We start from the raw sequence: 11,203 nt of genomic DNA, 5'->3' as shown, positions 1-11,203 counted from the left end.
CACCGGCCCGAACGGCTCGGCCCGCCCGACCCGCGCTGCTGGCTCAGCTGCCTTCTCGCCAGGCCCGCCACAGTCGCGCGTACCGGCCGCCCAGGGCCACCAGCTCCTCATGCGTCCCTTGCTCCACCACCCGTCCCGCGTCCAGCACGGCGATCCGGTCCGCCGCCATCGCCTGGGTCAGCCGGTGCGCCACGAACAGCGTGGTCCGGCCCGCGCACGCGGCCAGCACGGCCCGGTCCAGCTCGGCGGCGCCCTCGCTGCCCGCCTCCGCGGTCGACTCGTCGAGCACCACCACCGGCGACCGGCTCAGCACCAGCCGGGCCAGCGCGACTTGGGCGACCTTGGTGACGTCCAGGCGTTCGCCGCCCTCGCCGACCATGGTGTGCGGCCCGTCGGGCAGCGCGTCGACCCACTCCTCGGCGCCGACCGTGCGCAGCGCGTGCCGCAGCTCGGCGTCGGTCGCCTCCGGCGCGGCCAGCCGCAGGTCGTCGGCGAGCGGGCCGGAGAACACATGGGTGTCCTGCGTCAGGATGCTCACCAGCGCCCGCGCCCCGGCCTCATCCAGACCGGCCAGGTCGGTCGGCCCGATGCGCACCGAACCGGACTCCGGGGTCCCGATGCCCGCGATCAGCGCGGCCAGCGTCGTCTTTCCCGCGCCCGTGGCCCCCACCAGCGCGAGCGAACCGCCCGCCGGGATCGTCAGGCTGACGTCCCGCAGGACCGGGTCCTCGGCGTCGGGATAGCGATACGTCAGCCCCTCCACCGTCACCGGGTACGGCACGGTGTCCGCCGGGGCGACGGCCGGGGCGTCCCCCACCAGCCGGTCCTCCGCGGCCTCGCCCAGCACCCCGACCAGCCGGGTCAGGCTCGCGCCCGACTTCTGCGCCTCGTCGAAGGTGAACATGATGGAGCCCAGCGGGGTGAACAGCCGGTGGAACATCAGGGGGGCCGACGACACCTCGCCCAGGCTTGCGGCGTCGGCCTCCAGCAGGGCGTACCCCACCACGATGATCAGGACCAGCCCGATGAACTCGGCGCGGTTCTCCCGGCCGACGAACCGGCCGAAGAACCGGAACACCTCGATACCGAAGTCGCGCACCCGCCACGACTCGCTGGTGACCTTGTCACGGAAGGCGCCCTCCAGGCGGTAGGCCCGGACCGTGTCGATCCCGTTCAGGCCGCTGATGAGCGCCTGCGCGCGGTCGGCCTGGGCCGCCCGCTGCTTCTGGTAGAGGGGGGCGGACCGGGGCAGATACCAGCGCAGTGCGAGCGCGTACGCGGGCAGCGCACCGGCGCCCGCGAGGCCCAGCCGCCAGTCCAGCCCGAACATGCCGACCGTGGCGATGAGGACCAGCACGCCCGCCGAGAACACCGTGGGGACGGCCGTACGGATGCCCTTGGACAGCACGGCCACATCGTCGCCGACCCTGGACAGCACATCGCCGCGGCCGACCTGCTCGATGCGTGCGCTCGGCATCCCCAGCACCGCGCGGACGGCGCCTTCGCGCAGCCGCGCGAGGAGGTCCGCGCCCAGCCGCCCGATGAGATAGGTCGACACCGCGGTGGCCGCCGCGCCGAGCAGCGCGGCGGCTCCCATCAGCACGCCGATGGTGACCAGGGCCGAGCGCGGTTCGCCCTCGGCCACCCCGTCGACCACCCGGCCGAGCAGGAGCACCGGGAGCACCTGGAGCGCCGCCCCGGCCACCGTGGTGAGCACGGTGGCCGCCGACAGCCACGGGACCTCGCGGCAGTGCGCCACGACCCATCGGGTGGCCACGCGTCCTGTCGCGGTGCGCAGGGTGGCCCGGGCGGTGGCCGGGGCGCTACGCGCGTCGGTGGTGCTCACACCTAACCGGCCGACTTGACGAGTTCGTCGATCGCGTACGGCAGGGACAGCAGGGTGCCCTGGGACATGGCCGCGCCGACCGCCGGGCCCTCACTGTCCAGCAGGTACGACACCTTGCCCTTCTTCACGGCGTCCAGGTTGGCGAACAGCTTGAACTTCTTCAGCGCTTCCTGGTCCGCCTTGTCGTTGACGACGAAGACGCGGTCGACGTCGACCAGGTCGACACGCTCGGGGGACAGCGCGGTGAAGAACTTTCCGTCCGCGATCTTGTCGATCTTGGTCTGGTACCTGAAGCCGATGCCCGTCACCATGCGTCCCCGCACATCGGTGGAGGTGAACGGCGCCACCGAGTCCTTGTACCAGGACAGCGCGACAGCGGTCTGGTCCGCGAACTTGGGGTGCGCCTTCTTGGCCGCGTCGAGCTTGTCCTGGACGCCCCGCACCAGCTTGGTGCCCTCGTCCTCCTTGCCCAGCGCCTTGGCGATCTGCACGGCGTTGTCCTGCCAGGGGGCGCTGAAGGGCTCCTTCTCGCCCTTGGTGCGGCCCACGGTGGGGGCGATCTTGGAGAGCTTGTCGTAGGCGGCCTTGTCGATCTCGGAGTAGACCGCCACGATCAGGTCCGGCCGCAGGGCGGCGATCTTCTCGAAGTCGGGGCCGGAGTCGCCGTTCTTCATGACGACCTCGGGCTGGGTGTCGCCCCACTTGTCCTTCACCCAGGGCCACTGGGTGTTGATGTCGGGCTTCTTGCCCGCGGGGTTCGGGTACTGGTCGACCATGCCGACCGGCTTGACGCCGAGCGCCAGCATGGCCTGGTCGTCCGTGTAGCCGACGGAGACGACCCGCTGGGGGGCCTTGCTGACCTTCGTGGATCCGAACGCGTGCTCCACGGTGACCGGGAACGCGCCGGAGGCGGCGGCCGGGGCGTCGTCGCTCGCCGTGTCCGACGAGTCGGAACCACATCCCGCGAGGAGGCCGACGCCGAGGGCCGCCGCGGAGAGTGCCGCCGCTAACCGCCGTCTTGGCGTCCTACGCGTCGTTCGATCGAGGAGCATCCCGCATCCCTTGCTGTCGCGCTGTCCGTTACGCCCCCTGTCGCAGGGCAGGCAAACCTTATCCCGAGTAAGTGAGGCTAGCCTAGCCTTACTTGCAACATTCCTCGGCGGGAACCTGATCGGACCGCACATGGGCGCGCCCGATCGGCACGATGAGCGGCCGGTCGCCCACCGGATCGTCAACGACCGCTGCACGCAGCCCGAACGCCTCGTCCAGCAGCTCGGCGGTGATCACGTCGCGCGGATGTCCCTGCGCCAGGATCGTCCCCTCCCGCATCACGATGAGGTTGTCGCTGTAGCGGGTGGCCAGGTTGAGGTCGTGCAGCACCATGACCACGGTGCGGCCCGACTCGTGCAGGTCGTCGACCAGGTCGAGCACATCGATCGCGTGCGCCAGGTCCAGGTAGGTGGTCGGCTCATCCAGGAGCAGCAGGCCGGTGCCCTGGGCCAGGGTCATCGAGATCCAGACGCGCTGCCGCTGCCCGCCGGACAGCGAGTCCACCGGGCGGTCGGCCAGATCCGCCACCCCGGTCATGGCCAGCGCGCGCTCCACCACCCCGGCGTCGTCCGACGACCACTGCCGCAGCCAGCTCTGGTGCGGATGGCGCCCCCTGGCGACGAGGTCGGCCACCGTCAGCCCCTCCGGCGCGACCGGCGCCTGCGGCAGCAGGCCCAGCTTCCTGGCCACGTCCCGGGTTTTGAGCCGCGCGATGTCCTGGCCGTCCAGCACGACGCTCCCGCTGGCCGGCTTGAGCAGCCGGGTCAGGGTGCGCAGAAGCGTTGATTTCCCACAGCCGTTGGGCCCGATGATCGTGGTGATCACGCCCGGCGGAATCGTCACGTCCAGGCCGTCGATGACGTTCCGTCCGCCGTACCCGACCGTGACGCCCCTGGCCGCCAGCCGTGCGGGGATCTGGGCCCCGGACTCGTTCTCGGTGCTGCGCTCGGCGCTCACAAGCCCCCCTGTTTCCACGTTCGCCAAACCTCTCTATCCGGTCATCTGAGATTCGCCCGTACCAGCAGATAGACGAGGAAGGGGCCGCCGATCGCGGCGGTGACCACGCCGACCGGGAGCGTGATCGGCAGGGCCGTGCGCGCGACCAGGTCCGCGCCGGTCAGCAGCAGCGCCCCCACCAGGCCGGACGCCGCCAACGGCGGTGTCGGACACCGTGCGAGACGCATCGCCACCTGCGGCGCCACCAGCGCGACGAACGGCACCGGCCCCGCCGCGCTCACCGCCACACCGGCCAGCAGCACCGCGCACAGCAGCAGAACGGCCCGCACCATCGAGTACCGGACGCCCAGGCCCGCGGCGACCTCGTCGCCCAGGTGCATCGGCTTGAACTGGAACGCCACACAGGACACGACGGCCAGCAGGGCGAGCGTGCACCACAGCGCCGTGTGGACCTCGTCCCACGACCGGTTGTCCAGCGAGCCGACCAGCCACGCCTGGGCCCGGGCCACGTCCTTGATGTCGGCCGTGACCAGCAGCCAGGTCGTGATCGCCTCCGTGACGGCGCTCACCGAGATGCCGATGAGGATGAGCCGGAAGCCGTCGATCCCGCGCCGCCACGCCAGGAAGTACACCAGCAGACCCGTGCCGAGCCCGCCCGCGAGCGCCGCCGCGGACAGGCCCACGGCGCCTTCGATCGCCGCGGACGCCCCGCCCGACACCGTCACCAGGAACACCGATACCGCTCCGGCGCCCCCGGTGATCCCCAGGATGTCCGGGCTGGCCAGCGGGTTGCGCGCGATGGACTGCGTAAGCGCCCCGGACACCCCAAGCGCGATCCCGACGACGAGCCCGGCCAGGGCGCGCGGCATCCGCAGATCCATGATGACGAACTCGTCGACCCGCTCGCCCCGGCCGAGGATGGTCCTGACCACCTGAGGCAGCCCGATGGGGAACTCCCCCACGCCGATGGACAGGCAGAACACCAGGAAGGTCGCCGCGGCCAGCAGCAGCGTGACGCAGACGAGCCAGGGCCGCCACACGAACGACACCCGGCCGAGCCGCACGCCCGGCGCCACCGAGCGCTTCACATCCGCCCTCGCATCGGATCTCACATCTGTTCCGCTCATGCCGTCTTGAACTTTCCGAGCCACACCAGAACCGCGAAGAACGGGGCGCCGAGGAGGGCCACGAGCACACCGGCGTCCAGCTCGCCCGGTCGCACCACCAAGCGGCCCACGATGTCGCAGACGAGGAGGACGACGGCCCCGAGCAGCCCCGCGTACGGCACCAGCCAGCGGTAGTCCGGCCCGGTCAGATACCGGGCGATGTGGGCCACCATGAGCCCGAGGAACGCGATGGGGCCGCACGCCGCCGTCGCCGCGCCCGCCAGCAGGGTGATGGCGACGATGCCGACGGTCCGGCTCAGCGCGATGTTCACGCCCAGCCCCCGCGCCACGTCATCCCCCAGGTTGAGCAGGTTCATGGCGGGCAACGTGGTCACCGCCAGCACCAGCCCGACCGCGATGAACGCGGTCACCGGCCAGATGACGTCGAAGCCGACTCCGGCCACCGAGCCCGCGTCCCAGAACCGCAGCGCGTTCAGCGACTTCTGGTCCGACAGCGCCACCGCCTTCGTCATCGCCGCGAGGAACACGGTGATCCCCTGCCCGGCCAGGGCGAGCGTCAGCGGATTGCCCGCTCCCCGGCCGAGGCTCGCCAGCCCGAACACGACGACACCCGCGATCGCCGCGCCCAGGAAGGCGAACCAGACGTACTGGAACGGATTCTCGAACCCGAACACGGCGATCACCGACACCACGGCGAACGAGGCACCGGCGTTCACCCCCAGCAGGCCCGTGTCGGCGATCGGGTTCCGGGTGTACCCCTGGATCAGCGCCCCGCCGACCCCCAGCGCGATGCCCGCCACGATCGCGAGCACCGTCCGGGGCACCCGCACGGTCCGCACGATGAGCCTGATCTCGGTGAGCCGCTGATCGGACTCCGGCCCCGCGAACAACCCGTGCCACACCTCGGCGGGGCTCAGCGCGCGCGCACCGACGGCCAGCGACACCGCCGCCACGGCCGCCAGGACCGCCACGAGCGCGCCGAGCCCCACAACCCGCCGCCGGCGGGCCCCTGTTGCGCCCCTGGCCACGGGGCGCTCAATCGCAGTCGTGCCCATGTCTCAGTACGTCATCCCTTGTTCCGTCGGTGGCCTTGTCCCACCGGTGACGCACTAGCGCGCGGTGCTGCCGACTCCGTCGGCGACCGGCCGGGCCTCGGGGGAAGCGGGCCCGGCGCCCCGGTCGAGGAGCGAGTCCAGGATCTCGCCGACCCTGATCGCGGTGTTGGACAGCAGGGACGACGTGATGCCGTGCGTGTGCTCCGTGCCGCCCTGCAGATAGATACCACAGCGCAGGCCGGGGTCGGTCGCGATGCGGTAATCCCGCTCCACGCGGACCCGGCCCTCGTCGTCGCGGAGGCAGCTGTCGGCGACTTCGCCGAGGAGGCCGAGGGGATCGACGGGGCTGTAGCCGGTGGCGAAGACCACGACGTCCGCGTCCAGCAGCGTCTCCTCGCCGGTGACCAGGGACGTCACGGTGGCCCGTACCTGGGCGGGGGTCTCCTTGACGTCGGTGAGCCGGGACACGTTGAGGAAGCGCAGCCGCTCGGCGCCCAGCACCTTCTCCTGGTAACTCTGCCGGTACAGGTCGTCGATCAGGTCGATGTCCACCACGGAATAATTGGTGTTGCCGTGGTAGTCCATCAGCCGCCGCTTGACGTCGTCGGGCGCGGCGAAGTAGTCGTCGACCGCCCCGGGATCGAAGATCCGGTTGGCGAAACCGCTGTCGTCGGCGGGGCTGTAGCCGTAGCGGGAGAAGACCGCGCAGACCTCGGCCCCGGGGAAGCGGCGGTGCAGATAGGCCACGTTCTCGGCGGCGCTCTGCCCGGCGCCCACGACGACGAACCGGGAGGGCGAGGTGCCTTCCAACCCGTCGGCCCTGGCCAGGAGTTCGGAGGTGTGCCAGATACGGTCACCGCGCTCCACGCCCTCCGGCATGAGAGGACGCAGTCCGGTGCCGATGACGAGGTTGCGGGCCCGGTAGACCTCCAGCCCCTCCCCCGAACGGACCGTCACGTCCAGGTACTCCACCGCTCCGTCCCGGACGACGGGCGCGACGCCCACCACCTCGTGGCCGTAGGAAACCATGTTCCCGACCTTGGCCGCGGCCCATTCGAAGTAGTCGTGGAACTCCACGCGCAGCGGGAAGAGGTTCTTGTGGTTGATGAAGTCGATCAGCCGGCCCTTGCTCTGCAGGTAGCAGAGGAAGCTGTACTCACTGGACGGGTTCCGCAGCGTCACCAGGTCCTTGAGGAAGGACACCTGCATGGTCGCGTCGTCGATCAGCATGCCACGGTGCCAGCCGAAGCGCGGCTGCTGCTCGAAGAAGTGAGCGCTGATCGCCTCCGGCCCTCCGGCGCGTGCGTTGTGCTCGCCGATCGCGATCGCCATGGCCACATTGGACGGCCCGAAGCCGATGCCAATGAGGTCGTGGACCGGTAATGCGTCACCAGGAAGAACCCGTGACATGACACTCCCATCGTGCGGGGCCATCGCCTGTCAGGCGGTGAGAAGGGTGCGTAAAGGGGGGCGCGCCGACGGAGCGACACGCCAACAACTTAGGCGAGCCTAAGCTAAACCGGTGGGGCTGTCGATAGCCGGAAACAATCAATCCGACACCAGCCCCGCCAACTGGGGCCCCAGATCAGCCCGTTGCAGACTAAGGCAAGCCTTGCTTTACTTGCCCCGGTCATCCCCTGCTTCGAGGAGGAACCCCATGCGGGTCGTCATGTTCGGCTACCAGACCTGGGGGCACCGCACCCTGCAAGCCCTCCTGGACTCCGAACACGACGTGGTCCTGGTCGTGACGCATCCCAAGAGCGAGCACGCGTACGAGAAGATCTGGAGCGACTCCGTCGCCGACCTCGCCGACGAGCACGGCGTCCCGGTCCTGATCCGCAACCGCCCCGACGACGAGGAGTTGTTCGAGCGCCTCAAGGAGGCCGACGCGGACATCATCGTGGCGAACAACTGGCGGACCTGGATCCCCCCGCGCATCTTCGGCCTGCCGCGCCACGGCACGCTCAACGTCCATGACTCGCTGCTGCCGAAGTACGCCGGTTTCTCCCCGCTGATCTGGGCCCTCATCAACGGCGAGCCCGAAGTGGGCGTCACCGCGCACATGATGAACGACGAACTCGACGCCGGTGACATCGTCCGGCAGGAGGCGGTCCCGGTGGGCCCGAAGGACACCACCACCGACCTCTTCCACAAGACCGTCGACCTCATCGCCCCGGTCACGATCGGCGCCCTCGACCTCATCGCCTCCGGGCAGACGGAGTTCACCAAGCAGGACCGGTCCCAGGCCACCTTCTTCCACAAGCGGTCCGCCGAGGACATCCGCATCGACTGGACCTGGCCCGCGGAAGACCTCGAACGCCTGGTCCGCGCCCAGTCCGAGCCGTACCCCAGCACCTACACCTTCCACAAGGGCAAGCGCCTCGAAATCCTGGCAGCGGACGTGTCCCAGAACCGGTACGGCGGCACTCCCGGCCGCGTCTTCTACCGCGAGGGCGACGGCGTGGTGATCGTCGCGGGAGCCGGTGCCCGCACCGGCCGCAACCACGGCCTGGCCATCACCCGGGTACGGACCGAGGACGGCCACGAGATGGCCGCCACCGAGTACTTCACCTCCATGGGCGGCTACCTCACCAGCCGCCCCTGAGCCACCGCACCCGGTAACGGCCGCACGCGCAGGCCCCGTACCCGGTCCTCCCGGGTACGGGGCCGCCCACGCCCGTGGGTTCAGAGGTCGGCCGCGGCGCCGCGCAGGTTCTTGGCGGCCAGGGCCAGCCCCTCCGTCTGGGAGTAGGCGGCGTCCTCGTGCTCGATGTTCACGGCCATGTCCGGGTTGACCTCCGCGAGGGCGCGCAGGAACTCCGTCCAGTAGGCGGTGTCGTGTCCGAGGCCGACCGCGACGAACTTCCACGCCGGGTCCTCGGGCCAGGCGTTGCACCAGAAGCCGTAGCCGGTGGGCACCTTGCCGGGCGCGTCGGCGGGCACGCGGGTGAACGACGAGTCCAGTACGCCGCGGATGTCGGCGCCGGGACAGAGCGTGGCGTCCTTCGCGGCGGCGTGGAACACCAGCGGGCCGAGCCACTTGATGGAGGCCACAATGTCCATGCCCTGCCACATCAGGTGCGAGGGGTCCATCTCCGCGCCGACGTTGGTGGCGCCGGTCTCGTCGACCAGCCGCTTCAGGGTGACCGGGGAGAACACCACGTTGTGCGGGTGCATCTCGACGGCCACCCGGACGTCGTTCTCCCGGGCCAGCGCGTCGATCTCCTTCCAGAACGCGACGGCCACGCCCCACTGGTAGTCCAGGACGTCCATGTAGACGCCGTCCCACGGATTCACGACCCAGGAGGGGTACTTGGCGTCGGGGTCGGAACCGGGTGTGCCGGACATGGTGACCACGTGCTTCACCCCGAGGAGGCCCGCGAGCCGGATGGTGCGGCGCAGGTCGTCGGCGTGTTTCGGGCCGACCCCGGGGAGCGGGTTGAGCGGGTTGCCGTTGCAGTTGAGGCCGGTCAGCTCCATGCCGCGGTCGGCGAAGGCGGCCAGGTACTCCTCGCGTGCGGTGGCCGAGGACAGCAGCAGGTCGACCGGGCAGTGCGGGGCGGGGATGAAGCCACCGGTGTTGACCTCCACGGAGGTCAGCCCGTTCTCCTTGAGGATGTCGAGGGCCTCGGTGAGCGTGCGGTCGTGCAGACAGGCGGTGTAGGCACCGAGCTTGAGAGCCATGGGGTTATCTCCTTCGTACGGGGGTGGTCAGGAGGTGGCCGGGATGGCGACGGCGGCACCGTCGTGGCGGGAGGACTCGACGATGGCCTGGATGATCTCCATGGTCCGCAGCCCGTCGGCGAAGGTGGCGCAGGCCGGCAGCGGGTCGGCGACGCCCGCGACCTGGTCGAGGAAGGCCCGCGCCTGGTACGTGAACATCTCGGCGTTGCCGCCGCCCACGCCCGGCGCCTCCATCGGGTAGCCGCCCTTGAAGTACGGCATCTGCGGACCGGCGATGATGTGGCGCGCACCGCGGGTACGGGCGTCCGGCTGGGCATCGTCGAAGAGGTATTCGGCGGGCCTGTGCTGGTCGAACGCCGCCCGGCCGCCCAGCCCCACGACATCGAAGGCGAGCCCGTTGGGCAGGCCGAAGGCGGTGCGCGACAGCGAGAAGGTGCCCACGAGACCGGACTCGAAGCGCGCGGTGAAGGACGCGGTGTCCTCGTTCTCGACCTCGCCGAACTCGTCGGAGACGGGGGCGGCGTTGTGCCCGACGACCGCGCCCAGCGGCAGCGGACGCTTGGGGATCTGCGTCGACAGCGAGGCGCCGGAGACCGCGGAGATGGGACCGGCGATGTACTCGGCGGCGTCGATCACGTGCGCGCCGACGTCCCCGAGCGCGCCGGAGCCGGGGCCGCCCTTGAAGCGCCAGCTCAGCGGGCCGTTCGGGTCGGTGGCGTAGTCACACCAGTAGCGGCCGCTGAACAGCGTGAGGTCGCCCAGCTCCCCGCGCTGGACGTGGTCACGGATGGCGGAGATGGCGGGAGAGCGCCGGAAGGTGTACCCGACGGCCGTCACGACATCGGCGGTGCGCTCCAGCTCGGCCATCGCGCGGGCGTCGTCCAGCGTTCCGGCCAGGGGCTTCTCGCACAGCACATGCTTGCCCGCGGCGACCAGGGCCTCGGCGATGGGGCGGTGCAGATCGTTGCCGACGACGATGCTGACGGCGTCGATCGTCGGGTCCTCGGCCACGGCCTCCCAGCTGGGGAGCGCCTTCTCGTAGCCGTACCGGCGGGCGGCGTCCTCGCCGAGTGCGACGTTGGCGTCGGCTATGGCGGCCAGGCGGACCGGCGGCAGGCCGGCCGCGAAGACCGTGTTGACGTTGCGGTAACCGGCGGCGTGGGTGCGGCCGGCCATGCCGGCTCCGATTACCGCGACGGAAAGGGGCTTGCCGGGCGTGGCCATGGGTGTGCCTTTCAGCGTGGAGTGGGGTGGTCGGTCTGGTCGACGTGGCGTGGGTGGTCAGTCGGCGGACTGGCCGCGGAAGTGGGCCTCGATGGCTTCCATCGAGCGGCCTCGCGTCTCGGGGACGGTGCGGAGGTAGTAGAAGATGGTGGCGGTGTTGACCGCCGCGAAGAGCAGGAACGTGGCACCGCCGATCGCGGCGATCAGTGGCGGGAAGGCCAGGGTCACCACGAAGTTGGCCGTCCAGGTGCCGAACACGG

Annotated in this window: 10 protein-coding genes; 1 reads left to right on the top strand and 9 read right to left on the bottom strand. The window is 70.7% G+C overall.

Annotation, left to right across the window (positions count from 1 at the left end; all coding sequences use genetic code 11):
- Window positions 1–43: 43 nt before the first annotated feature.
- The 6 genes from ACZ6CL_RS34680 to ACZ6CL_RS34655 form a co-directional block, all read right to left on the bottom strand.
- Entirely contained in the window at window positions 44–1,846 is a 1,803-nt protein-coding gene (locus ACZ6CL_RS34680) for an ABC transporter ATP-binding protein (RefSeq protein ID WP_468943335.1), read from the bottom strand.
- 2 nt (window positions 1,847–1,848) lie between these two features.
- Window positions 1,849–2,898, bottom strand: a complete 1,050-nt coding sequence (locus tag ACZ6CL_RS34675) for an iron-siderophore ABC transporter substrate-binding protein (RefSeq protein WP_468943334.1) — start codon at window positions 2,896–2,898, stop codon at window positions 1,849–1,851.
- Between the two features lie 88 nt (window positions 2,899–2,986).
- Entirely contained in the window at window positions 2,987–3,853 is an 867-nt protein-coding gene (locus tag ACZ6CL_RS34670) for an ABC transporter ATP-binding protein (RefSeq protein ID WP_468943331.1), read from the bottom strand.
- A gap of 41 nt (window positions 3,854–3,894) precedes the next feature.
- On the bottom strand, window positions 3,895–4,980 hold the full coding sequence (locus ACZ6CL_RS34665) for a FecCD family ABC transporter permease (RefSeq protein ID WP_468943328.1): 1,086 nt from the start codon (window positions 4,978–4,980) through the stop codon (window positions 3,895–3,897).
- Window positions 4,977–6,035, bottom strand: a complete 1,059-nt coding sequence (locus ACZ6CL_RS34660) for a FecCD family ABC transporter permease (protein ID WP_468943325.1) — start codon at window positions 6,033–6,035, stop codon at window positions 4,977–4,979. Before ACZ6CL_RS34660 ends, ACZ6CL_RS34665 begins: the two co-directional genes overlap by 4 nt.
- A 54-nt stretch (window positions 6,036–6,089) precedes the next feature.
- Window positions 6,090–7,445: a lysine N(6)-hydroxylase/L-ornithine N(5)-oxygenase family protein gene (locus tag ACZ6CL_RS34655; RefSeq protein WP_468943322.1), complete on the bottom strand. Its 1,356-nt coding sequence runs from the start codon at window positions 7,443–7,445 to the stop codon at window positions 6,090–6,092.
- A gap of 247 nt (window positions 7,446–7,692) precedes the next feature.
- On the opposite strand from ACZ6CL_RS34655, the gene ACZ6CL_RS34650 reads away from it, so the two are divergent.
- A complete protein-coding gene (locus tag ACZ6CL_RS34650) occupies window positions 7,693–8,640 on the top strand; it encodes a methionyl-tRNA formyltransferase (RefSeq protein ID WP_468943321.1) in 948 nt (315 codons plus the stop codon).
- 80 nt (window positions 8,641–8,720) lie between these two features.
- Here ACZ6CL_RS34650 and ACZ6CL_RS34645 read toward each other — a convergent pair whose 3' ends face one another.
- From ACZ6CL_RS34645 to ACZ6CL_RS34635, 3 genes are all read right to left on the bottom strand, one after another.
- Window positions 8,721–9,719: a sugar phosphate isomerase/epimerase family protein gene (locus tag ACZ6CL_RS34645; protein ID WP_468943318.1), complete on the bottom strand. Its 999-nt coding sequence runs from the start codon at window positions 9,717–9,719 to the stop codon at window positions 8,721–8,723.
- A gap of 27 nt (window positions 9,720–9,746) precedes the next feature.
- Window positions 9,747–10,943, bottom strand: a complete 1,197-nt coding sequence (locus ACZ6CL_RS34640) for a Gfo/Idh/MocA family protein (RefSeq protein ID WP_468943315.1) — start codon at window positions 10,941–10,943, stop codon at window positions 9,747–9,749.
- Between the two features lie 57 nt (window positions 10,944–11,000).
- Window positions 11,001–11,203, bottom strand: a 203-nt coding sequence (locus ACZ6CL_RS34635; protein ID WP_468943314.1) for an MFS transporter, incomplete at its 5' end; no start/stop codon positions are given.

It is taken from the genome of Streptomyces sp. NPDC041200 (genome assembly GCF_055591805.1).
This window is presented reverse-complemented; position numbering and strand designations above follow the sequence as displayed.